26 protein-coding genes are annotated in these 22336 nt (G+C 72.1%); 21 read left to right on the top strand and 5 right to left on the bottom strand.

Going from position 1 to position 22336, the window contains the following annotated elements; genetic code table 11:
• A partial coding sequence (locus E1286_RS48285) for a vanadium-dependent haloperoxidase (RefSeq protein WP_165970035.1) occupies nt 1–1335 on the top strand: 1335 nt, incomplete at its 5' end.
• A 76-nt stretch (nt 1336–1411) separates the two neighbouring features.
• Here the strand turns inward: E1286_RS48285 and E1286_RS33880 are convergent.
• Complete coding sequence (locus E1286_RS33880; protein ID WP_132619069.1) at nt 1412–1600, bottom strand: hypothetical protein; 189 nt, start codon at nt 1598–1600, stop codon at nt 1412–1414.
• A gap of 180 nt (nt 1601–1780) precedes the next feature.
• Between E1286_RS33880 and E1286_RS50750 the strand changes: the two genes are divergently transcribed.
• The 9 genes from E1286_RS50750 to E1286_RS33835 all read left to right on the top strand — a co-directional run bounded on the left by E1286_RS50750 (nt 1781) and on the right by E1286_RS33835 (nt 8874).
• On the top strand, nt 1781–2176 hold the full coding sequence (locus tag E1286_RS50750) for a hypothetical protein (RefSeq protein WP_246075441.1): 396 nt from the start codon (nt 1781–1783) through the stop codon (nt 2174–2176).
• Entirely contained in the window at nt 2074–2574 is a 501-nt protein-coding gene (locus E1286_RS50745; protein ID WP_281282806.1) for a discoidin domain-containing protein, read from the top strand. The genes E1286_RS50750 and E1286_RS50745 overlap by 103 nt, the downstream gene beginning before the upstream one ends.
• Before the next feature lie 17 nt (nt 2575–2591).
• Complete coding sequence (locus E1286_RS33865) at nt 2592–2780, top strand: hypothetical protein (RefSeq protein WP_132619063.1); 189 nt, start codon at nt 2592–2594, stop codon at nt 2778–2780.
• 118 nt (nt 2781–2898) lie between these two features.
• Nucleotides 2899–3690 (top strand): M17 family peptidase N-terminal domain-containing protein, encoded by a 792-nt coding sequence (locus tag E1286_RS33860; RefSeq protein ID WP_132619061.1) that lies wholly within the window; start codon nt 2899–2901, stop codon nt 3688–3690.
• A 183-nt stretch (nt 3691–3873) separates the two neighbouring features.
• The gene (locus tag E1286_RS33855; RefSeq protein WP_223190681.1) at nt 3874–5754 is read left to right on the top strand and encodes an amidohydrolase; all 1881 of its coding nucleotides are present in this window, start codon (nt 3874–3876) and stop codon (nt 5752–5754) included.
• A gap of 20 nt (nt 5755–5774) precedes the next feature.
• Nucleotides 5775–6440 (top strand): hydrolase, encoded by a 666-nt coding sequence (locus tag E1286_RS33850; RefSeq protein WP_132619059.1) that lies wholly within the window; start codon nt 5775–5777, stop codon nt 6438–6440.
• 40 nt (nt 6441–6480) lie between these two features.
• Nucleotides 6481–8064, top strand: coding sequence for an MFS transporter (locus E1286_RS33845; protein ID WP_132619057.1), 1584 nt, complete (start codon nt 6481–6483; stop codon nt 8062–8064).
• A gap of 120 nt (nt 8065–8184) precedes the next feature.
• Complete coding sequence (locus tag E1286_RS33840; RefSeq protein WP_132619055.1) at nt 8185–8469, top strand: helix-turn-helix domain-containing protein; 285 nt, start codon at nt 8185–8187, stop codon at nt 8467–8469.
• A gap of 117 nt (nt 8470–8586) precedes the next feature.
• Nucleotides 8587–8874 (top strand): hypothetical protein, encoded by a 288-nt coding sequence (locus E1286_RS33835; protein ID WP_132619053.1) that lies wholly within the window; start codon nt 8587–8589, stop codon nt 8872–8874.
• On the opposite strand, the gene E1286_RS49530 is transcribed toward E1286_RS33835, so the two are convergent.
• Complete coding sequence (locus E1286_RS49530) at nt 8871–9047, bottom strand: hypothetical protein (RefSeq protein ID WP_223190679.1); 177 nt, start codon at nt 9045–9047, stop codon at nt 8871–8873. The two genes, E1286_RS33835 and E1286_RS49530, sit on opposite strands and share 4 nt — an antisense overlap.
• 233 nt (nt 9048–9280) lie before the next feature.
• Here E1286_RS49530 and E1286_RS51500 point away from each other — a divergent pair, with 233 nt between their 5' ends.
• Genes E1286_RS51500 through E1286_RS33820 form a run of 3 tightly spaced genes read left to right on the top strand, consistent with a single transcriptional unit; the run spans nt 9281 to nt 11417 of the window.
• Nucleotides 9281–9409: a hypothetical protein gene (locus tag E1286_RS51500; protein ID WP_281282805.1), complete on the top strand. Its 129-nt coding sequence runs from the start codon at nt 9281–9283 to the stop codon at nt 9407–9409.
• 46 nt (nt 9410–9455) lie between these two features.
• A complete protein-coding gene (locus E1286_RS33825) occupies nt 9456–10736 on the top strand; it encodes a serine hydrolase domain-containing protein (RefSeq protein WP_132619051.1) in 1281 nt (426 codons plus the stop codon).
• 36 nt (nt 10737–10772) lie between these two features.
• Nucleotides 10773–11417 (top strand): class I SAM-dependent methyltransferase, encoded by a 645-nt coding sequence (locus tag E1286_RS33820; protein WP_132619049.1) that lies wholly within the window; start codon nt 10773–10775, stop codon nt 11415–11417.
• Between the two features lie 84 nt (nt 11418–11501).
• Here the strand turns inward: E1286_RS33820 and E1286_RS33815 are convergent, their stop codons facing one another.
• The 3 genes from E1286_RS33815 to E1286_RS33810 all read right to left on the bottom strand — a co-directional run bounded on the left by E1286_RS33815 (nt 11502) and on the right by E1286_RS33810 (nt 15474).
• Complete coding sequence (locus E1286_RS33815) at nt 11502–14405, bottom strand: M36 family metallopeptidase (protein WP_246075439.1); 2904 nt, start codon at nt 14403–14405, stop codon at nt 11502–11504.
• A gap of 153 nt (nt 14406–14558) precedes the next feature.
• Nucleotides 14559–14699, bottom strand: a complete 141-nt coding sequence (locus tag E1286_RS48280; protein ID WP_165970034.1) for a hypothetical protein — start codon at nt 14697–14699, stop codon at nt 14559–14561.
• Nucleotides 14692–15474, bottom strand: a complete 783-nt coding sequence (locus tag E1286_RS33810) for an ABC transporter ATP-binding protein (RefSeq protein ID WP_246075438.1) — start codon at nt 15472–15474, stop codon at nt 14692–14694. Before E1286_RS33810 ends, E1286_RS48280 begins: the two co-directional genes overlap by 8 nt.
• A 121-nt stretch (nt 15475–15595) precedes the next feature.
• Between E1286_RS33810 and E1286_RS33805 the strand changes: the two genes are divergently transcribed.
• The 8 genes from E1286_RS33805 to E1286_RS33775 form a co-directional block, all read left to right on the top strand.
• Nucleotides 15596–15928, top strand: a complete 333-nt coding sequence (locus E1286_RS33805) for a putative quinol monooxygenase (RefSeq protein WP_132619047.1) — start codon at nt 15596–15598, stop codon at nt 15926–15928.
• Between the two features lie 163 nt (nt 15929–16091).
• Nucleotides 16092–17336 (top strand): ROK family transcriptional regulator, encoded by a 1245-nt coding sequence (locus E1286_RS33800; protein WP_132619045.1) that lies wholly within the window; start codon nt 16092–16094, stop codon nt 17334–17336.
• Complete coding sequence (locus E1286_RS33795) at nt 17333–18142, top strand: ABC transporter permease (protein WP_132619043.1); 810 nt, start codon at nt 17333–17335, stop codon at nt 18140–18142. The genes E1286_RS33800 and E1286_RS33795 overlap by 4 nt, the downstream gene beginning before the upstream one ends.
• Nucleotides 18139–18918 carry an ABC transporter ATP-binding protein gene (locus tag E1286_RS33790; RefSeq protein WP_132619041.1) on the top strand — a complete coding sequence of 260 codons (780 nt, stop codon included), beginning with the start codon at nt 18139–18141 and terminating at the stop codon, nt 18916–18918. The genes E1286_RS33795 and E1286_RS33790 overlap by 4 nt, the downstream gene beginning before the upstream one ends.
• A gap of 35 nt (nt 18919–18953) precedes the next feature.
• Entirely contained in the window at nt 18954–19922 is a 969-nt protein-coding gene (locus E1286_RS33785; protein WP_132619039.1) for an aliphatic sulfonate ABC transporter substrate-binding protein, read from the top strand.
• Nucleotides 19919–21388 (top strand): sulfatase family protein, encoded by a 1470-nt coding sequence (locus tag E1286_RS33780; RefSeq protein WP_132619037.1) that lies wholly within the window; start codon nt 19919–19921, stop codon nt 21386–21388. Before E1286_RS33785 ends, E1286_RS33780 begins: the two co-directional genes overlap by 4 nt.
• 65 nt (nt 21389–21453) lie before the next feature.
• Nucleotides 21454–21576 (top strand): hypothetical protein, encoded by a 123-nt coding sequence (locus E1286_RS51495; RefSeq protein ID WP_281282804.1) that lies wholly within the window; start codon nt 21454–21456, stop codon nt 21574–21576.
• A 94-nt stretch (nt 21577–21670) separates the two neighbouring features.
• A partial coding sequence (locus E1286_RS33775; RefSeq protein WP_223190677.1) for a hypothetical protein occupies nt 21671–22336 on the top strand: 666 nt, incomplete at its 3' end.

Below are 22336 nucleotides of genomic sequence, written 5' to 3'. Positions count from 1 at the left end.
GGGCCGAACGTGGTGGTCAGGTGGAACCAGGCGCTGCTGCAGGCCGTACGCGGCGGCACGCTCGGCCCGCCCCTCGTCGCCAGGGCGCTCGCGATCGTGCACACCTGCGCCTACGACGCGTGGGCCGCCTACGACGCGGTCGCGTCCGGCACCCGGCTCGGCGGCTCGCTGCGGCGGCCCCCGGCCGAGCACACCGAGGCGAACAAGGCCGAGGCCATCAGCTACGCCGCCCACCTGGCGGCGGTCGACCTCTACCCGGCGCAGCGGGCCCTCTTCGACGCGCTGATGGCCGACCTGGGGTACGACCCCGCCGACGCGTCCGGCGTACCCGCCGGCGTCGGCGTGACCGCGTGCCGGGCGGTGCTCGACCACCGGCACACCGACGGCTCCAACCAGGCCGGCGGATACGCCGACACCACCGGATACACGCCGGTCAACGGCCCCGTGGTCGTCGCCGAGCCGACGAGCGGCCTCGACGCGCCCGGCCGCTGGGCGCCTCTGACGTACGCCAACCGGGCCGGCGCGGTGGTGACGCCGCCGTTCATGGCCCCGCACTGGGGACGGGTGACCTCCTTCGGTGGCACCGCACGCGCCCTCGCCGACCGCGTGCCCGCGCCGTACGCGTACGGCTCGTCCGGGTTCCGGGCGCAGGCCGCCGAGATCGTGTCGGTCACGGCCGCGCTGACCGAGCGGCAGAAGGCGATCGCCGAGTACTGGGCCGACGGGCCGAGCAGCGAGACGCCGCCGGGGCACTGGTGCCTGTTCGCCCAGCAGATCTCGGCCCGCGACCGGCACGGCGTCGACCAGGATGTGAAGCTGTTCTTCGCACTGGCGGGCGCCGTCATGGACGCCGGGATCGCCGCGTGGGAGGTCAAACGCGACCACGACTACGCCCGGCCGATCACCGCGATCCGCCATCTGCACCAGGGCCGGCAGATCCCGACGTGGGGCGGCCGGACGGTCGACGGGGCCGCGTGGGTGCCGTACCAGCCGTCGTGGTTCCCGACGCCGCCGTTCGCCGAGTACGTCTCCGGGCACAGCACCTTCAGCGCGGCGGCGGCCGAGGTGCTCAAGCGCTTCACCGGCGCCGACACGTTCGGCGGTCAGGCGGTCGTCGCCAAGGGCTCGTCGCTGGTGGAGCCGGGGATGACGCCCGCGCAGGACGTGACGCTGCGCTGGAGCACGTTCAGCGCGGCAGCCGAGGAGGCCGGGCTCTCGCGCCGGTACGGCGGCATCCACTTCCGCGCCGGCGACCTGCAGGGCCGGACGCTGGGCCGGGCGGTGGGCACGGCGGCATGGGAGCGCGCGTGGAGCCACTGGACCGGACGCGGCTGACGGCCCGCACGAACGCCCGCTTCCCTGAGCACGCGCGAACGCCCGCTCCCCTGTGCGGGGGAGCGGGCGGGTGCGGTCAGGCGAGACTCTCCTCGGCCTGCCGGTTGAGCGTCTCGAGGTCGAACGCGCCCGACTTGACGGCCGCGGTGAACGCCTCCCATTCGAGGCGGGGCACTGCCAGCACCGCGTCCGGGTTGTCCGCGTGCACGAGCTCCACGTGATCGTTGATCCGCTTCGCCGCGACGCGGCCGGCGTCTTGCGTCATCTGCGGCACTCCTCTCGTTGGTGTGCGTTGCGGGCAGCCTTCCACCCGGCGGGCGGATCGGCCACCGGCTCTCCCAAGAGTGCGTAGGACAAACCAACCCGAAGGCGACTGTCTTTTGACCCCGCCCAGGGGTCAGCCCTTGGAGCCGTGAAGGCGATGCCGGCGATGAGGTGCCGCTGCATGACCGCGAACAGCACGATCACGGGCAGCGAGGCCACGGTGGTGGCGACCGGCAAGCCCCGCCCGCACCACGTGGAAGAGTTCGTCACCACCGTCAGGAGCGGCGACCAGGTCTGGGCGCGGGACACCCTCTACAGCCGCGACGGGCAGGTGCGCAGCCGTCCCTTCGTGCTGCCCGAGCAGGACGTGACGGTCGACGTCTCGGTCACCTCCCTGCCGGAGAAACGGGTGGGCACCCAGCTGCGGCTGATGGCCTGGAACCTGTTCGTCGGCGGCACGATCAACCGCACGAGATCTCCGCCAACTGGGAGGGCCACGCCGTCGAGCAGCCCGAGCACGCGCCCGGCGTCTGGCCCGCGACCCCGGCCGGCCGCCGGATCCCGCCGTCCGAGCTGAGCGCCACCGCGTCCACGTTCAAGCCGGGCATCGGCGAGCCGGGCAACGCGGTCGACGGCAATGTGGAGACCGACTACCACTCCGACTATCCCGAGGTGCAGCCGCAGCCGCACTACATCACGGTGGACCTCGGCCGGGTGCGGGAGCTGTCCACGGTGCGGTTCCAGCCCAAGCTGCGCCAGAACATGAACGGCACCATCCTGGAGGGCGTGGTGCAGGTCAGTGACGACGGCACGACGTTCAGGGACGTCGAGCGGGTCGAGTGGCCCCGCATGACCGCGCCGAACGACGTCGACATGAACGGCGTCTCGGCCCGGTATGTAAGGCTTCGGGCGGACTACGGCATGGGCGGGGCCTCCGCGCTCGCGGAGATCATCCCGTACGAGGTCCAGCGCTGACGACCGGCGCCGGAGCGTTGTCGGAGGGGACGGACGCGGCGGCGGTCTTCCTCACCGACGACGACGCGGGGTTCACGTACTACGCCGGCAAGCGGTTGATCGCCGCCTTCGATCCTGGGGACACCGGTGTGCGGCTCACCCGCCCAGTACGGCCGGACGACCCTGTGCGGACCGACCGAGCACCTGGCGGCGTACGTCTGGCTTAAAGGCGCGTCCAAGGTTCGGCGGGGAAAGCGGCGAGGTGCGGCGGGGCGACGCGCAGAGGGGTGAAAATCCGGATACTTCACTAAATGTCGATGTAGTTCGGATTCAGTGGGGTGTCGGATGGGCCGATCAGCAGGGCGACGCCGTGGGGCCGTTCTCGTCGCCGTCACGCTCGCGGCGCTCACCCCGGCTTACGCGGCCGTGGCGTCCCGCCAAGGGCCGCCGCCCACGCCGAGCCCCGCGAACGTACCGGAACGTGTCTTCTCCGCGCCGCACGGGCTGAAGCTCAGCGTGAAGGAGGTCGGCCCGAGCGGGCAACCCGCCGATCTGCAGATCATCACCCTGTTCGACGAAGCCTCCGGGCAGGCGTTCACCGGCTCGATGGTCGAGCTGGACGAGCGGCTCGGCGGCGCGCTCAGCGCGGTGCGCGACAGCGGGCAGTTTAGAGCGGAAGCCCTGGAGACACTCATGATCACGCCGCCGCCCGGAGCCGTCGCCGCCGAACGGCTGCTGGTCATCGGGCTCGGCGACGCGCGGCGGGCCGATCTGGAGCTGATGAACCGGGTGGGGGCGGTCGCCGCCCGCGAGGCGGTGCGGACGCGGTCCGCCACGGTCGCCTTCGCGCCGACGCTGCGCGACCAGGGCTTCACCCGGCTGGACACGGGGCGGGTCGCCGCCGAGGTCGTCGAGGGGGCGCTGCTCGCGTACGACACCGACGCGCGGTTGCAGCGTCAGGGCCTGCAGCCCTGCTTCGCGCTCCGACGCTGGTACTACGAGGCCGGACCCGCGTACTTCGCGGGCGTGGCGACGCGGGTCGGCCGGGCCGTCGAGGACACCGCCGCGCAGGTGGACCGGCGCGGCGACACCCCCTTCAGCACGACCGGCCCGGCCGAAACCACCTGCCGCACCTGACCCGCGCGGAGGCGCCGGGCACTCGACACGAGCGGCGGGTCGGGGTGGCGTCGGCGGTCCGTCAAGGTCGGGCCGATCGATTCGCTCAGAGCCCATTCCTCGGCAAAGGGTGGGTCGGCTCGGGCCTGCCGGAGAACGGCAGGGGTAGCCGCCTGGCACACCCGTTGTCAAGGAGCCCGAGCCATGATCAACGCCATGCCCGTCGAGGGAATCGTCCCCGACAGCGCAGCCGAGACGCCCGCCGACTTGGTCATCCGCAACGGCCGCGTGCACACCCAGGACCCGGCGCGGCCGGCCGCCGCGGCCCTCGCCGTACAGGAGGGCCGGATCGTCGCCGTCGGGGACGACCAGGACATGGCGCCCTTCGTCGGAACGCGGACCAGGGTCGTCGACGCGCTCAACCGGCGGATCATCCCCGGGCTCAACGACTCCCACCTCCACGTCATCAGGGGCGGCCTGAACTACCTGCTGGAGCTGCGCTGGGACGGCGTCCCGTCGCTGCGCATGGCGCTGTGGATGTTGCGCGAGCAGGCGGGGCGCACGCCGCAGGGCCAGTGGGTCCGGGTGGTGGGCGGCTGGACGGGTGAGCAGTTCGCCGAGCGGCGCCTGCCCACGGTCTCGGAGCTGAACGCCGCCGCCCCCGACACCCCCGTCTTCGTCCTGCACCTGTACCAGTCGGCGATCCTGAACCGGGCCGCCGTGCGGGCCATCGGGTTCACCAAGGACAGCGTCGCCCCGCCGGGCGGCCAGATCGTCCGCAACCACGCCGGTGAACCCACGGGCCTCCTGCTCGCCGCTCCCGCCGCCACGATCCTTTACTCCGCGCTGGCCAAGGGCCCGAAGCTGGCCGAGGACGACCAGCTCGGCTCCACCCGCCACTTCCTGTACGAGCTCAACCGGTTCGGCCTGACCAGCGCCATCGACGCCGGCGGCGGCTTCCAGAACTTCCCGGAGAACTACGGGGCGGTGATGAGGCTGGCCGAGCAGGGGCAGCTGACCATGCGGATCGCCTACCACCTCTTCCCGCAGACGCCCGGCCAGGAGCTGGACGACCTGCGACGGTGGATCGCGACGGTACGCCCGGGCGACGGCGACGAGTGGCTGCGGCTGAACGGCGCGGGCGAGAACCTCGCCTGGTCGCCCGCCGACTTCGAGAACTTCACCGAGCCCAGGCCGCTGCGCCCGGCGAAGGCCGACCAGGAGCTAGAGGCCGCGGTGCGCCTGCTGGTCGAGAACGGGTGGGGCTTCCGGCTGCACGCCACCTACGACGAGACCATCGACGCCGACCTCGACGTCTTCCAGAAGGTGGACGGGTTCCCCGGCGGCGTGCCGTGGTTCTTCGACCACGCCGAGACCGTGTCGGAGGCGAACCTCGACCGGATCGCCGCGCTGGGCGGGAGCCTGTCGGTGCAGAACCGGATGATGTTCCAGGGCAGCGCCTTCGCCGACCGCTACGGAGCCGCGCAGGCCGCCCGGACACCGCCGATCCGGCAGATGCTCGGCCGCGGCCTGCTGACCGCCGCCGGCACCGACGCCACCCGCGTCTCCAGCTACAACCCCTGGCTGTCGCTGGAGTGGCTGGTGACCGGCCGCACCATCGGTGGCACCGAGCTGATGGACCCGCAGTGCCGCGTCGACCGGGAGACGGCGCTGCGCATGTACACCGCGGCCGGCGCCGGCCTCACCGGCGAGGCCGGCGTCAAGGGCGTGCTCAAGAAGGGCTGCTACGCCGACCTCGCGGTGCTCTCCGACGACTTCTTCTCGGTCCCCGAGGACGGCATCTCGCACATCGAGTCGCTGCTGACCGTCGTCGGCGGCCGGATCGTGTACGCCGCCGGAGAGTTCGAGGGGCTCGCGCCGCCGCAGCCCGCCATCCAGCCGTCGTGGAGCCCGGTCGCGTTCTTCGGCGGGTACCACCGCACCGCTCCGGGGGTTCGCCAGGCGCAGGCGGTGATGGAGGCCGCCGCCGAGTCCGAGGAGCACCGCCAGTGGCGGGCCGTACGAGGCTTCGCGCGGGGCCGTACGACCGAGGACGAGATCTTCGACTCCTGCTTCGTCCTGTGACAGTCCCAGAGAGGTAAGCCATGGCAGACTTCAGCAACGCCAAGCCCGATCCCGCGTCGTCGCTGCTCACGCCGCAGGACAGCGTGGTCGTGCTGGTGGACCACCAGCCGCAGATGTTCTTCGGCACGACCAGCGCCGACCGGGGCTCCATCATCAACGCGACCGTGGGCCTGGCCAAGGGCGCCAAGGTCTTCGACGTGCCCGTCATCCTGACCACGGTGCAGTCGAAGAGCTTCTCCGGGCCGCTGCTGGCGCCGCTGGCGCAGCTCTTCCCCGGTGTCACGCCGATCGACCGGTCCACGATGAACTGCTGGGAGGATCCGCGGGTCGTCGACGCCGTCAGGGCCACCGGCCGCCCGAAGATCGTCATGGCCGGGCTGTGGACGGAGGTCTGCATCGCGCTCGCCTCGCTGTCGGCCGCGGAGCAGGGATACCAGGTGTACGTCCCGACCGACGCGTGCGGCGGCGTGTCGCAGGAGGCGCACGACAACGCCGTGCGGCGTATGGTCCAGCACGACATCGTGCCGCTCACCTGGCTCACCACCGTGCTGGAGTGGCAGCGGGACTGGAGCCGTACGCGGACCTACGACGCCGTGACGCGGGTGATCGAGGAGCACGCGGGCGCCTACGGGCTCGGCGTGGCGTACGCGCACGCCATGCTCCCGTCGCACGCGGCCGCGGCCTGATCCCGCTCGGGGCACCGCCATGTCCCCCGGGCGACAGGCGATGAACGACACCGCGACCGGGTCCGTCTGGCAACCGCTGCAGCTGCGGATCTTCCGCACGCTGTGGCTGGCCCAGCTGGTCTCCAACGTCAGCAGCTGGATGCAGACCGTCGGCGCGCAGTGGCTGATCACGCAGGAGAACGGGTCGGCGAGCCTGGTGGCGCTGGTGCAGACGGCGGCCAGCCTGCCGGTGCTGCTGTTCGGCATCCTGGCGGGCGCGCTCGCCGACATCGTGGACCGGCGCCGGCTGCTGTTGCTCTCGCAGGCGGTCATGTTCGTGGCGGCAGGCCTGCTCGCGGTCCTGACGGCGCTGGGGCAGATGAACGCCTCCGGGGTCCTGCTCCTGACGTTCCTGCTCGGGTGCGGCAACGCGCTCATGACGCCGGCCTGGCAGGCCATCCAGCCGGACCTGGTGCCGCGCGAGCAGATCCCGAACGCCGCGAGCCTCAACGGCGTCAACATGAACCTCTCGCGGGCGGTCGGCCCGGCGGTGGGCGGCCTGCTCGTGGCACTGGCGGGGCCTGCCGCGGCGTTCGCGGTCAACGCGCTGTCCTTCCTGGTCACCTCGGCCGCGCTGTTCACCTGGCGGTACCGGGCCGACGCGGGGCCGTTGGGGGCCGAGCGGGTCCTCCCGGCGTTGCGCGCGGGTCACCGCTACGTGCGTCACGCCCCGCGCGTGCGCCGGGTGCTGGCCCGCACCGTGCTGTTCGTCCCCGCCGCGGCGGCGTTGTGGGCGCTGCTGCCCGTCGTCGCGGACCGGCGGCTGGGGCTCGGCCCCGGCGGCTACGGCGTGCTGCTCGGCGCGGTGGGCGCGGGCGCCGTGGCGGGGGCGATGCTGCTGTCGTACGTCCGCGGCCACTGGTCGAGCAACGCCGCGCTCACGGGGGGCGGTGTGCTGTTCGCGGCGGCCATGGCGGTGCTGGCCCTCACCCCGTCGCCGTGGCTCGCGGGGGCGGTGCTGGTCCTGGCCGGGGTCGCGTGGATCGCCGTGCTGTCCACGCTGAACGCGCAGATGCAGGTCACGACGTCGGGATGGGTACGGGCCCGCGCGCTGGCCGTCTACCTGACGATCTTCTCTGGAGGCATGGCGATCGGCTCGGCCGTGTGGGGCGCGCTCGCCGACGGCGTCGGCCTCGTTCCCGCCCTGCTGCTGGCCGCGGCGCTCACGGCGGCCGGCTCCCTCGTCGCCTGGCGCCGTCTCGGCATCCCCGACACCCGGCTCGACCGCTCGCTCTCGGTCCACTGGCCCGCGCCGGCCATGGTGCTGGAGCCCGGCGGGGACGACGGGCCGGTGCTCGTCACCGTCGAATACCGGGTGCCGCGCGAGCGGGCCGCGGAGTTCGTCGCGGCGATGCGGGACTTCGGGCTCTCCCGGCTGCGCACCGGCGCGCTGCACTGGGACCTCTACAGGTCCGGCGCCGACCCCGACGTCTACCTGGAGACGTTCGTGGTGGCCTCGTGGGAGGAGCACCTGCGCCAGCACTCCACCCGGCTCACCGGCTCGGACCGCGCGATCGAGGAACGGGCCCGTTCCCTGGTGGCGGAGCCGTTCCGGGTCTCCCACTACCTTCCCGCTCGCTGGTGAGCGAGACCTGCTCGGCGCCGACGGGGCGCCGGGTGAGCGGACGATCGTGCTGGTGCCGGCCGGGAAGGACGCGCTGGTCGTCGGCCTGGACGACCAGGACTCCGGTGGATCGCCTACCCGGTGCCGGGCGCCGGGCCGCTCTGGCGCGAACCCGCCGGACCGGCGGCGGACGAGCTGTCGGCGCTGGTGGGCCCGGTCCGCGCCCGGCTGCTGCGTACGCGGGACCGGCCGATGACCATGTCCATGCCGGCCGCCGGGGTGAACCTCGGGCCGAGCGGGCTGACGCGCCACCGCGACCGGCTGCGGGGCGCGCGGCTGATCATCCGCGAGCGCCGGGGACGCGAGGCGTGGATCATCCGAACCCCCAGGGCGGACGAATTGCTGGCTTTGTCCCCGAACCCTTGATCAGCCTCTGAGCTGCGGCGACGGACGAGGAGCCGAAGGGTTTCCGACGTGAGAACGATCAATGATGATTCGATGATGCCGCGGCCCCGCGCTCCCGGGATGTTGCAGGGTGGAGGCGTGAATCCGGATACCCGTCACAGCAGCCCCGACGCGATCGGCGAGGTCCGGCGGAGCATCAGGGACGACCTGCTGCCGGTCTTCACCGAGGTGCGCCAGGTCTTCCAGGAGTGCAGGTCCGTCGGCTTCCCCGGCTCGGGCCCGTTCGGCGAGCGCCAGGTCGACGCCCTCTACCGTTCGCTGATGGACTCTCTCGTCCGCGACGCGGAGGACGCGCTCGCCGCGCTTCAGCGGTGGCAGGAAGACGACCCGGCGCACGCCGCCCGGGCCGACGTTCCCGGCGGCTAGCGCCGGTGGGCCACCAGGGCGAAACGGCGCGCGGTGGCCAGCAGCGGCCGCCCGCGTTCCATCTCCTCGTGGAGGGCGCGCAGCCGGTCGCCGTACGCGTCCGCGTCGAAGCCGGGCACCTGCCAGGGAAGGACGCGCAGGAACAGCACGAGCGCGCCGGCGTCGTGGAACACCGTGGTGAATCCCGCCTCGCACCGCCAGGAGACCTCCAGCCCAGCGGCTCCAGGCGGCGGCGGGCGACGGGCACGTTGGGCGGGTGGCCCTCGGTCGCCATGGTGCGCGGCGGCAGCGGCGCGAACGACGCCAGCAGCTCGCCGCCTCCCGTGCCGAGGTCGAGCAGCGCGGCCGCCCGGTGAGCCGCGCGCCGACCAATTCCGCGTAGCGCCAGGGCAGCTCGCCTTCGTAGGTGACGCGGTCGCCGAAGACGGCGAAGTCCCATCCCTCGAAGGGGGTGACCGGCGCCGCGCGGATCAGCTCGTCGTACTCCATGCTGGAGATCATCCCGGACATGACGGATGTCATGCAGAGCCGGTGACAGCGTGGACTAACGAGCCGTAAGCGCTTCGATCATGATTTGTGCCATGAATCTTCGCCGTTACCGATATGTCGCAACAAGCCGCCGGACCGCCGCCGTGACCGCCCTCGGCGCGCTGCTCGCCACGGGCACCCTGGCCGCCCCCGGCCCGGCCGCCGCCGGCACCGGGCTCGACCGCGGCGCGCTGAGCCGGAGCCTCGACGCCGTCCACGAGGCCGGCATGTACGGCGTCTACTCGGCCGTACGCGACGGCGACGAGAGCTGGCGGGACGCGGCGGGCGTGGCGGACGTGGACACGGGCCGCCCGGCGAAGCCGTTCATGGTGCACCGCGTGGGCAGCATCTCCAAGACGTTCACCGCGGTGGCCCTGCTCCGGCAGGTCGCCCGCGGCACCGTCGAGCTGGACGCCCCCATCGGCCGCTACCTGCCCGACCTGGTGCCCGGCGAGCGCGGCCGGCAGATCACCGTGCGGATGTTGCTCAACCACACCAGCCACATCGCCGACCACGTCGCCCAGGCGTTCCCCTCGCTGACGCAGGGCTCGACGAGCAGCCTGGACGACAACCGGTTCCGTTCGTTCGACTCCGAGGAGCTGGTGCGGGACGCGCTGGCGGCCCCGGCGACCGGCGAGCCGGGGGCGGTGCCCGGCGTGTACTCCAACACCAACTACATCCTGGCCGGGCTGCTCCTGGAGAAGGTGACGGGCGAGGACGCCGAGGCGCACATCACCCGCGAGGTGATCCGCCGGGCGGGCCTGCGGCACACGTCGTTCCCGCGCACGCCGAACATCCCGGGCCCGCACTCCGGGGCGTACGAGTCGATGTACGGCCTCATCGACCCGCCGCGCGACTACAGCGTCTACGACATGTCGTGGATCACCACGGCGGGCGCGGTGGTGTCCACGATGGAGGACCTCAACCAGTTCTACCGGGCGCTGCTGCGCGGCCGGCTGATCGGCCCGGCGGAGCTGGCCGAGATGCAGAAGACCGTGCCGGTGCTGCTCGGCGGCTACCCCGCGCCCTACGGCCTCGGCATCTACGCCACCGACCTGCCCTGCGGCCGGTTCTGGGGGCACAGCGGCAGCGTCTTCGGCATGGGCACGGAGTCGATGTCGAGCCCCGACGGCACGCGCCAGATGTCGATCGGGATGAACCGCACGAAGTACCAGCCGCTCGACGAGAACGGCTTCCCGGCGGCGAGCCCGATCGACCCGGCACTCGTCGTCCACCTCCTGGAGGGCCTCTGCGGCCCGGCCACCGCCCAGACCAGAGCGGCGCAGCCGTCCTTCGTGCCGTTCGCCGTGGACCGGATCTCCGTCAAGCGCTGACCGCACACCGGCCGGCGCGATCTAGCATGGCCCTTCATGACCGAACCAGACTTCCGCACCACCACCCGCGCGGCGTACGACGCCAACGCCGTCCGCTACGCCGCGAGCATCCCCGAGCTCTACCACTCCGAGCCGCTCAACCACGCGATGGTCCCGCTCCTCGCCGAGCTGGTGCTGGCGGAAGGCGGCGGCGTGGTGGTGGACGTGGGGTGCGGTCCGGGTCACGTCACCGCGCATCTGCACGCGCTCGGCCTGGACGTCTTCGGTGTCGACCTGTCACCGGAGATGGTGGCGCTCGCTCGGGACGCCCATCCGGAGCTGCGCTTCGAGGTGGGAGTGATGGAGGCGCTGGACGTGGCGGACGCGTCCGTGGCGGGAGTCGTCGCCAACTTCGTGATCCTGCACACGCCGCCGGAGGGGCTGCCCGCCGTGGTCGCCGAGTTCGGGCGGGTGCTGGCGCCCGGTGGTCATCTGCTGCTCGGGTTTCCGGTCTGGGACGGGGCCGGGCCGGCGGAGGCGTACGACCACGCGGTGACGCTCGCCTACCGGCACGCGCCCGATCGGGTGGCCGGGCTGCTGACGGAGCACGGGCTCGGCGAGGTGGCCCGGCTCTCCGTCGCGCCCGGCGAGGATCGCCGGCGGGGGTTTCCGCAGGCGTACTTGATCGCACGGCGTACTTGATCGCACGGCGTGCCTGCCGCTGACGGAAGGGAGCCCGCGCTCCGGCAGGCGAGTCGGAGCGCGGGCCCGGGGCCGGTCAGGGCGTCAGTGCGAGAACGCCTGGAACTCGGCCGCTCGGAGGTGGTCGCGCTGCGGGCTGGCCGTGGCGCAGTCCGTCGCGGAGTTGGGGTCGTTGTCCTGCTCCCCGGCGTACAGCGGGTTGCCGGTGCACTGCGTGGTGAGCGCGCGGAGCATGAGGTGGGTGGCGTCGACCGAGCGGATGTCGAACGACTTGATCAACATGTCCGCGCCCCTCGGACGCGGCAGCGCCGCGTCGAAGGCGTTCGCCTTGCTCGTGTAGACCTTCCGGAAGTTCGCCGGGTCGGCGCAGTCCGCGCTGCAGGCCAGCACCTCGAACGAGCGCAGGCTGGAGAAGCGGTTCTGCGTGCCGGGGTCGGCGGCGTCGGCGACGGTCGGGCGGAGCATCGCGCTGACCTGCACCCGGCGGACCCGGACCGGCTCGTCGCCCGCCAGGTCCACCACGACCGACTTGCCCGCCGGCGCGCCGGTGAGCGAGGCCCAGTTCGTGGCCTCGGTCTCGTCGATCAGCTTGTCGTGGTTGACGCCGTCGCCCGCGACCGTGGCGCCGTTCGCCGCCGAGGCGTGGTTACGGGTCAGCGGCAGCGGGAGCGGCAGCTTGACGCCGGGAAGGACCGCGTACTTCAGCCGCTTGTGGCCGAAGCCGGCGCCCGCCACGACGAAGTCGTACACGCCAGGGGTCATCTCGGCGGTGTCGCCGAGCTCGGTCGCCGGGTCGGTGTCCGCGACCGGGACCACGCGGCCCTCGTAGTCGCCGACGTACAGCCGCAGCGCCGCGTCCTTCGCCTCGCCCAGCGGCTTGAGCTGCAGCGAGCCGTTCTTGCCTGCCGGGTTGACGAAGCTGGGCGTGGCGTCGGCGTCGTTCGGGCCGTTGCTGGCCGCACCCTCGCCCAGGCCGTGCTCGGCGAAGGCGCGCCACATGATGTCCTGGTTCTTGCCGCCGAAGCGCATCCGGTCGGCGGCGAGCAGGGCGTCGCGGTGGTCCACGTAGTCGACCGCGCCCGAGGCCATGAGCAGCAGGGCGTCGAACGACAGCTGCGCCCAGCGCCGGTTGCCCGGGCACTTCTCGACCGGGGTCTCACCCTCGGCGCAGGCCAGCTGCTGCCTGGCGCTGCCCTGGCCGTAGCGCTTGACGAAGGCCGCCCGCACGTCGAACTGCGTGGCCGACCAGATCTCGCCGTCCGCGTGCGACTGCGTGCCGACGATGTCGTAGCCGAGGTCGCTGTAGTTCAGCGGGGACTTCGACATGTCGTAGTTGCGGATGCCGCGCGTCTTGTCGCCGGTGACGTACCCGCCGGTCACGTACGGGGTGTCGCCCGCGGGGCGGGTGCCGTACTCGAAGAGCTGCTCCATGGAGAACAGGTCGGAGGTGCTCTCGTTCATCGCGCCGGCCTGCGCGCCGCTCCAGCCGGCGTTCGGGCCGGCGACCATGCGGCCGGAGATGGCGTGCGTGTACTCGTGGCCGATGACCGACATGTCGTAGTCGCCGTCCACGCAGGGCGCGTAGAACGAGCCGGCGATGGGCTGCCACAGGTACATGTTCGTGATCGGCGCGACGCCGTCGGGGCCGGTGATCTGGTTGGCGTTGTCACGCACCGACAACACCCGTGCCCCGGCCTGGGCGTTGCCCTGCTCGGGGTCGTTGCCGAGCCCGCCGCGCTCGCCGTTGTCCGCCTGCATGTTCCACGCGGTCTCGGTGAAGCCGAGCCGGTAGGACCAGTCGTGCATGCGGTTGTGCATGGCGTTCAGGTTGGCCATGGCGGCCTCGAGATCGGCCTCGCCGGGCTGGTCGAACACGGCCGGGTCGCACTTGGCCTCGTACCAGGTGTTCTTCCACGGGTAGTCGTAGTCACGGCTCGGCGTGAGCACGTTGGAGCGGGTGCCGACGGTGAACGGGTCGCCGCTGGCCCGGTTCTCGACCGTCTTGGCCGCGTTGCCGATGCTCGTGTCGGTCGGCTCGTTCGTCGTGTGGTCGACGTCCCACGGCTTGCCGGTCGCGGGGTCACCGCCGACCACGTGGTCGCAGCCGCGGGCGGGCGTGAAGCACCACGTCTCGCGGGTGTCCCTGGAGGAGTAGTCGCCGCGCGGGCTCGCCGGGAAGACCTCCCACTGGGGGTTGTCCGGCTCGGCGTGGTGGTCGACGAGGTTCTCGCGGGTCAGGATGGCGCCGCTGACCGCGTCCACGTGCGTGGTGTACCCGGCCTCGGCGCCCTGCGCCCCGCCGATCAGGACCACCTGGTACGCGCTGTGCACCCCGTCCGGCGCTGGCACCGCCACCGGCGTGGCCTGCCTGGTCACCGCCGTGGCCAGGTCGATGCCGCCGTCCCTGGCCGCGATCTCCATGGCCTGCTCGGCGGTGATCGCGGCGGCCGGGGGCGCGCCGGTCTCCCGCGAGAGCGAGGAGGTGACGTGCATGACCTGGCCGCCCGTTATGGCGACCGAGACGAGGCCGTCCACGCCGGCCGGCAGGTCGCCGAAGCGCTGCCGCAGCAGTACGGCGTGGCCGTCGCCGATCGGGTTCGCCGCGACCGTCTCCAGCGCGTCGACGGCCTCGGCCGACAGCCCGAAGACGCTCTCGTTGTCCTTGAGATAGGCCTTCGCCGCCTGTACGGGATCGGAGCCGAGGCCCTCGGCCAGCGGTTCTGCGCTGGTGACGGTGGCCGGGGTGCCGAGGTTGTTCCACCGGATGTCGGCGGCGGGGCCGGCCCGGCGGGCGTTGGCGCCGGCCGGTGGCGGCACCCGGCCCTGGCGGTTGTCCACGTCCGGCTTACCGTGGTTCTCCGCCTGGAAGTCGTGGACCACCGAGGGGGGCTCGCGGCGTTCGCCTTGCGCCGCTCCGGCGAGCGGGAGAGTCGACGCGGTGAGCGCGACGACGACGAGTGTGCCGCGTAACCAGGGCTTGGTCGACACGTTTGCCTCCTGCGTGTCAGGGACGCGCTTACACGCATCTGCGCATGAGGAAACACCGGCTGATCCCAGGTGACAAGATCTTGTAAAGGCGGAAATATCAGCGTATAAGCGGCTGAAAGGTGCAGGTCGGGCGCGCCGGGAAAACGGCGGCGCTCACCCGTTCGACGGCGCCGTCCTCCAGGCGAGCAGCCGGCGGACCAGGCCCGGCATGCCGGGCGCCGCGTCTTCGGGCTCGCACTCGTCGTCGGGCAGGTCGTACCAGTGCAGGTCGCCTTCGTACTCCGTCTCAGCCATGGATGGTCGCCGCCTCACGCTCCCGCGTCACCTCGCCGCGCAACAGGGTCCAGACATGCCTCCGGTACGCGCCGAAGGCCGGGCCCGCCCGCCGGTCGCGGGCGTCGAGGCGCACCTCCACGATCTCCTTGATCCGCCCGGGCGCGCGGGTCATCACCGCGACCCGGCGGCCGAGGCGGAGCGCTTCGTCGATGCCGTGCGTGACGATCATGATGGTCGTGCCGATGCGTTCCCGGGCCCGGACGAGATCGTCCCGCAACGACGCGCGGGCCGGGGCGTCGAGCCCCGCGAACGGCTCGTCCATCAGCAGGACGCCGGGCCCGGAGGCGAGGCTGCGGGCGAGCGCCACGCGGCGGCGCAGCCCGGCGGAGAGCTCGTGCGGATAGCGGTCCGCATGACCGGACAGCCCGGCCAGCGCGAGGTGCTCGCGCGCCCGCCGCATCCGCTCCGGCCTCGGCACGCCCGTGCCCTCCAGCCCGAACTCCACGTTCCCCTGGGCGGTACGCCACGGGAACAGGTCGTACTGCTGGACGACCACAGCGGGGTGGGGCGCGACGACCGGCACGCCGCCCACGAGGACCTCGCCCCGCGTCGGCCGGGCGAGCCCGGCGACGAGGTCGAGCAGCGTGGACTTGCCGCAGCCGCTGGGCCCCACGAGCGTGAGCAACTCCCCCGCGCGCACGTCGAGGTCGACGCCGCACAGCGCGGTGCGCGGCCCGCCCGGCTCGCCGGCCGGGAAGGCCATGGTCACGTCGCGCATGCTGATCTCGATCACGTGGCTCCCTCCACGACCACGAAATTACGAGCGCGCGACCATAAAGTCAACATTTCCTACATGAGATGTAGAAAATTACCCTGATCACGTACCAGCACGACGAACGAGGGGACCCGATTCGATGATCTTCATCACCGCCAAGTTCCGCATCCTGCCCGAGCACGCCGACCGGTGGCCGGAGATCAGCCGCGAGTTCACCGAGGCCACCCGCGCCGAACCCGGCTGCCTGTGGTTCGACTGGTCGCGCAGCCTCGACGACCCGAACGAGTACGTCCTGGTGGAGGCGTTCCGCGACGACGCGGCGGGCGCGGCGCACGTGCAGTCGGCCCACTTCAAGCAGGCCCAGCAGACGCTGCCGCCCCACCTGGCCGAGACGCCGCGCATCGTGAACACCACGATCGCCCAGGACGACTGGTCCGAGCTCGGCGAGATGGCGGTTCCCCCGCGCGGCTGACCGCTCCCGTCACGCGGCGCGCGAAGCTCGTTACGCGACTGTTACGAGCTTCGCGCGGCCCGCCAGATCCTCGTTTCCGCAGCTCACAGACGCCGTTTGGGGAACGGAATCATTTTTTCCGGGTTATTGACGAAAAACCCGCGACGTCGGCAGACTCGGCGTCATGTCACCACCTCGTGGTCCCCTGGCCCAGCTCCGGCGCGGGCACGAGCAGCTCGTGCTCGGCCTGCTGCGCAAACACGGGCCACTCAGCAGGGGCGAGCTGGGCAAGCGCTGCGGCCTGTCCCGCACGACGCTCTACGACATCCTCGCCTCTCTCGTCGCGAGCGGCACGGTCGTGGCAGCCGGCCAGCAGGACGCGCCCCGCGGCCGTGGCAGGCCCGCCGAGACGCTGACCCTCAATCCCGACGCGGGTCAGGCGATCGGCATCGACTTCGCCCGCCGCGGCCTGCACGTCGCCGCCGTCAACGTGGCCCACGAGGTCGTCGGCGCGGTCAGCGAGCCGCACGACGCCGGCCTGCCGTGGGAGCAGCGGGTCGAGCTGGCCGAGCGGCTCGTCGGCGCGCTCACCGGCACCGGCTCGGGAGCCCTGCGCCTGGGCGCGCTCGACGCGATAGGCGTCGGCGTCGTCGGCCCCGTCACCGGGCCCGACGCGTCAGAGGCGGGCGACGACGCCCCCGCCGCGAACGGGGCCGCGCCGCACCCCGTGCAGCTCCTGCTGCGCGAGCGGTTCGGCGTGCCGGTGCTGCTGGACAACAACACCCGCCTGGCCGCCCTGGGCGAGGCCATCTGGGGCGCCGCCGCCGGCGAGCAGGACGTGCTCTACCTGCGTCTGTCGCACGGCGTCGGCGGCGGGCTGGTGATCGGCGGGTCGCTGCACCGCGGCACGCAGGGCCTGTCCGGCGAGTTCGGCCACATCACCGTCGAGCCCGGCGGCGCGCGCTGCGAGTGCGGCGGCACGGGCTGCCTGGAGACCGTCGCCTCGATCAGGGCGGTGCTCGACGCCTACCGCGCCGCCGGCGGCCGGGCCGGCGACGTCCCGCAACTGGCCGAGGCGGCCAGGGCCGGCGACGCTTCCGTCCTGACCCTCCTGGAGGACGTCGGCACGAAGATCGGCGCTGTCCTCGCGGCCGTCTGCAACACCATCGGTCCCGGCGTCATCGTGATCGGCGGCGAGTTGACCGAGACCGGCGACGCGCTGATGCGGCCGATCGAGCGGGCGCTGCACGAGCACGTCATGCCGGTCTCCCGGCACCTGCTGAGCCTGCGCCGGGCCACGCTCGGCGAGGTCGCGGGCGCCCTCGGCGGCATCGCCCTGGTGCTGCACGAGTCTCCCCTGCTGTCCCGCTATCCAGCCGGTCCCGATCTCGCAAAGGACCCCACCATGACCCCATCGAGGCACCCATGACCCAGCTCACCGCGGTGGGCAAGCCGTCCGAAGCGCGGGCCGCCCGGCGCGGCGCCGGCCGCCCGAGGCGCGCCCTCGCGCTCAACCTGATCGCGGTCGTCGCCGGCCTGGTCGTGTGGACGCTGCTGGCCACGGTCGGCGTGCAGGGCCTGCCCACCCCGCTGGAGGTGGCGGCCAGGGCCGGCGAGCTGGTCGCCGACGGCACGCTGCCGCTGGACGCGCTGGCCAGCCTGCGCCGCGTCCTGCTCGGCTTCCTGCTCGGCACGCTGCTGGCCGTGCCGATCGGCTTCCTGATGGGCTGGTACGCCACGGCGCGCGGCCTGCTGGAGCCGTACGTGCAGTTCTTCAGGACGATCCCGCCGCTGGCGATCATCCCGCTGGCCATTGTGCTCATGGGCATCGGCGAGGTGCCGAAGGTCTTCGTGATCTTCCTGGCGGCGTTCCTGTCCAGCGTCGTGTCGACGTTCCAGGGCGTGGTGGACGTGGACAGGACGCTGATCAACGCCGCCCGCGTGCTCGGCGCGTCGGACCGGACGATCTTCGCGAAGGTCGTCGTGCCCGCCTCGACGCCGTTCATCCTGGTCGGGATGCGGGTCGGGCTCGGCGCGGCCTGGGGCACGCTCGTCGCCGCCGAGCTGATCGCCGCCCAGGAGGGCCTCGGCTTCCGGATGCAGCAGGCCCAGCTCTACTACGACCTGTCCACGATCTTCGTGGGCCTGATCGCCATCGGCGTGCTCGGCCTGCTGATGGACCGACTGCTGCTGTTCGCCGAGCGACGCCTCACCGACTGGCAGGAGCGCCGTTGAACACCAAGATCTCTTTCCGGGACGTCGTCAAGACGTACCCGATGAAGGACGGCGTCTTCACGGCGCTCGACCACGTGTCGCTGGACATCGCCGACCGCGAGTTCGTCACGGTCGTCGGCCCGTCGGGCTGCGGCAAGAGCACGCTGATGAGCATGGCCGCCGGGCTCGTCGAGCCCGGGGCGGGCGAGGTGCTGGTCGACGGCCGCCCGGTGACCGGCCCCGGTCCGGAGCGCGGCGTGATCTTCCAGCAGTACGCGCTGTTCCCCTGGCTGACCGTGCGCAAGAACGTCGAGTTCGGCCTGAAGCTCATGGACCTGCCGCCCGGGGAGCGCAGGCGGCGCGCCGAGCACGCGATCGAGCTGGTCGGGCTGTCCGACTTCGCCGACGCGCTGCCCAAGACGCTGTCCGGCGGCATGAAGCAGCGCTGCGCGATCGCCCGCGCGTACGCGGTGAACCCGCAGGTCCTGCTCATGGACGAGCCGTTCGGCGCGCTCGACGCGCTCACCCGCGTGCAACTGCAGGATCAGCTCCTCGACACCTGGAGCAAGGAGCAGCGCACGGTCATGTTCATCACGCACGACGTGGACGAGGCCGTCTACCTGGCGCGGCGGGTCGTCGTGATGGCGGCCAGGCCGGGCCGCGTCCAGCAGGTCATCGACGTGGACCTGCCGTACCCGAGGACCGAGGAGATGCGGCTGTCGCCCGAGTTCGGGCGCATCCGCAACGAGGTCTGGCACGCCGTCTACCACCAGCCGCCGGCCGTGCCCGCGGCCTGACCGTACCCCCATCCCCCGGAAAGGACTGATCCGCCATGCGTTCTCTTCGCCGCGCCCTGACGGCCGCCTCGGCGGTGAGCCTCCTGACACTCTCCGTGACCGCGTGCTCCGACGACGGCTCCACGGTCAGGTTCGGCTACATCAGCGACTACAACGGCGCGAGCCTGCTCGCGATCGCCGACAAGCAGGGCCTGTGGGACAAGCAGGGTCTCACCCCCGAGATCAAGGTGTTCACCAACGGCCCGCTCCAGATCCAGGCCCTCGGCGCGGGCGACCTCGACTTCGGCTACATCGGCCCGGGCGCGATGTGGCTGCCCGCCTCCGGCAAGGCCAAGGTCGTCGCCGTCAACACGCTCGCGTACGCCGACCGCGTCATCGGCCGGCCCGGCGTCGCCACGATGCAGGACCTGAAGGGCAAGAAGGTCGGGGTGCCGGAGGGCACGTCCGGCGACATGGTGCTCAACCTGGCGCTGAAGAAGGCCGGGATGGCCCCGAGCGACATCGAGAAGGTGCCGATGGACCCGGCGACCGTGGTGTCGGCGTTCGCCGCCGGGCAGATCGACGGGGCCGGCATCTGGTACCCGCTGATCGACACGATCAAGCAGAAGGTGCCGGGCACGGTCGAGATCGCCAGCACCAAGGAGTTCCCCGACAACTCGTTCCCGACGGCGTTCGTCAGCGGACCGAACCCGGACGCCGAGCTGACCGACAAGGTGATCAAGGTGCTGCAGGAGGCCAACGACTGGCGGGCCGCGCACCCCGAGGAGTCGATCACCGAGGCCGCCGCGCTGCTCAAGCTCGACCCGGCCAAGGTCAAGGCCGACGCGGCGAACGTGCGGACGATGACCACCGCCGACCTGGTCGCCAAGACCGAGGACGGCACGGTCGGCACGTGGCTGGACAGCCTGGCCGACTTCTTCGTCGGCACCGGCCAGCTCAAGTCGAAGCCGGAGCCCGCGACGTACTACACCGGCGATCTCTACACGAAGGCCTACTCGAAGTGAACCTGCTGTTCCTGATGACCGACCAGCACCGCGTCGACACCCTGGGCTGTTACGGCAACCCGCACGTGGCCACGCCCAACCTCGACCGGCTGGCCGCGACCGGCACGCGCTTCGACCGGTTCTACACCCCGACGGCCATCTGCACGCCGGCGCGCGCCAGCCTGCTCACCGGGCAGGCACCGTTCCGGCACCGGCTGCTGGCGAACTACGAGCGCAACGTCGGTTACCTGGAGGACCTGCGGGACGACGCGTTCACCTTCCCGCAGGCGCTGAAGGACCGCGGCTACCAGCTGGGGCTGATCGGCAAGTGGCACGGCGGCACCCACCGCAACGCCGCCTCGTACGGCTTCGACGGCCCCGACCTGCCCGGCTGGCACAACCCGGTCGACCATCCCGACTACCTGGCCTACCTGGAGGAGCGGGGGCTGCCGCCGTACAAGATCTCCGACCTGATCCGCGGGACCACGCCGAACGGCAACCGCGGCAACCTGCTGGCGGCGCGGCTGCACCAGCCGGAGGAGGCGACGTTCGAGGCCTATCTGGCGACCCGGGCCATCGAGCGACTGGAGCGGTACGCCGCCGACGGCCGGCCGTTCTACCTGGCCGCCCACTTCTTCGGGCCGCACCTGCCGTACCTGCTGCCGGACGAGTACTTCGACATGTACGACCCCGCGCTGGTCGAGCTGCCCGCCTCGATCGCGGAGACGTTCGAGGGCAAGCCGCCGGTGCAGCGCAACTACAGCGCGCACTGGACGTTCGACACGATCCCCATCGAGGTCACCCGTAAGCTGATCGCGGTCTACTGGGGCTACGTCACGCTGATCGACCGGCAGATCGGCCGCATCCTCGACAAGCTCGACGAGCTGGGGCTGACGGATCAGACGTCGGTGTTCTTCACCGCCGACCACGGCGAGTTCACCGGCGCCCACCGCCTGCACGACAAGGGCCCCGCGATGTACGAGGACATCTACCGCATTCCCGGCATCGTGCGGATCCCCGGCGAGCGGCCGCAGGTCAGGGACGAGTTCGTGACGCTCACCGACTGCACGGCGACGATCCTGGAGCTGGCCGGCTGCGACACCGCGCCGGCCGTCGACAGCCGCAGCCTGGTGCCGCTCGTCCGCGGTGAGCGCCCGGAGTGGCCGGCCGAACTGCTCGCGGAGTTCCACGGCCACCACTTCCCGTACCCCCAGCGCATGATCCGCGACGACCGCTACAAGCTCGTCGTCAACCCGGAGTCGGTCAACGAGCTGTACGACCTGCACGCCGACCCGCACGAGCTGAGCAACCGCTACACCCATCCGGAGCTGGCGCCGGTGCGCCGCCGCCTGATGCGCCGGCTGTACGACCTGCTGCGTGAGCGCGGCGACAACTTCTACCACTGGATGACCCCGATGTTCGACATCGGCGCCCTCGACCACGACCCCACCCTGAGCTCCTTCGAGAAGGAGGACGCCCCCGCATGAGGAGAGTCCTGCCCTGCCGGCAGGACTGACGAGTTCGACGGCACGGCGCTCGATGAGGATCGGCGGTGGGTGCCCGGCCCCGGTTCCGTACGTTGCCCGCGAAGGGCCGGCTCACGATCGGGCTGATCTCCATGAACCGGGCCGGTGCCGTGGCCGCGTTCGACTACGCGCGGACGTATCGGGACTAAGGCCGGGCGATTCCCGTTCTGTGAAACGTGTGTCGCCCGGCGCGGCCGGTGTGCTTGACTCACCGGCCGGTGACCACACCCTCTGGGAGGGTTCATGGGGGAGTTCGTAGGGATCGACCCCCGCGGGGCGCATGAGGTGATCCGCCGGATGGAGGCGGGAAAAGAGGCTCTCGACCGGCTCCGTCCGCTGCTCGACGCGGCGATCGCCGAGGCGGGCGAGGACTGGGCCGGCGACCCTGGCTCCCCGGCCCTGCACCGCGCGCGGGCGTTCCTCGACGCGTCCGGGCAGGAGCTCAGGTGGCGCATCGACACGCTGGAACGCCTCGTGCCGGTGCGCGAACGCGGCATGCTCACGGGAACGTTCCCGTTCCCGAGCGAACACGAGGCGGTCGAGACCGCCGAGCAAGACGCCAGGGCGATCCTGCACGCGCTCACCGACCACGACCGCCACCCCTCGACGGCGGCCCGCCACAGCGTGGAGTCCGCCGTAGCCGCCCTCACCCCCGGCGACCCCGCCTACGCGTCCGCTCTCCTGACCGCCCTCGGCCCCACCACCCTGATCCGCCTCCTCGGCGCCGACGCCAGGAGTGACCGCGGGACCTCCCCCTTGCCCACCGATCTCGACAGCACCGACCTCGACAGCACCGACACGACCGCGCCCGCCAACCCGAGCCCGCCCGGGGTCGGCAACACCGGTACGGACGGGCCTGGAGGGCGGCTGGCGGCGCTTTTCGCGGATGCCGAGCGGACGGGGCGGCTT

This window comes from Nonomuraea terrae (assembly GCF_004348995.1).
In the GTDB taxonomy this organism is placed as follows: Bacteria; Actinomycetota; Actinomycetes; order Streptosporangiales; family Streptosporangiaceae; genus Nonomuraea; species Nonomuraea terrae.
The sequence above is the reverse complement of the archived record's forward strand: the minus strand, read 5'-3'. Positions and strand labels throughout refer to the sequence as shown.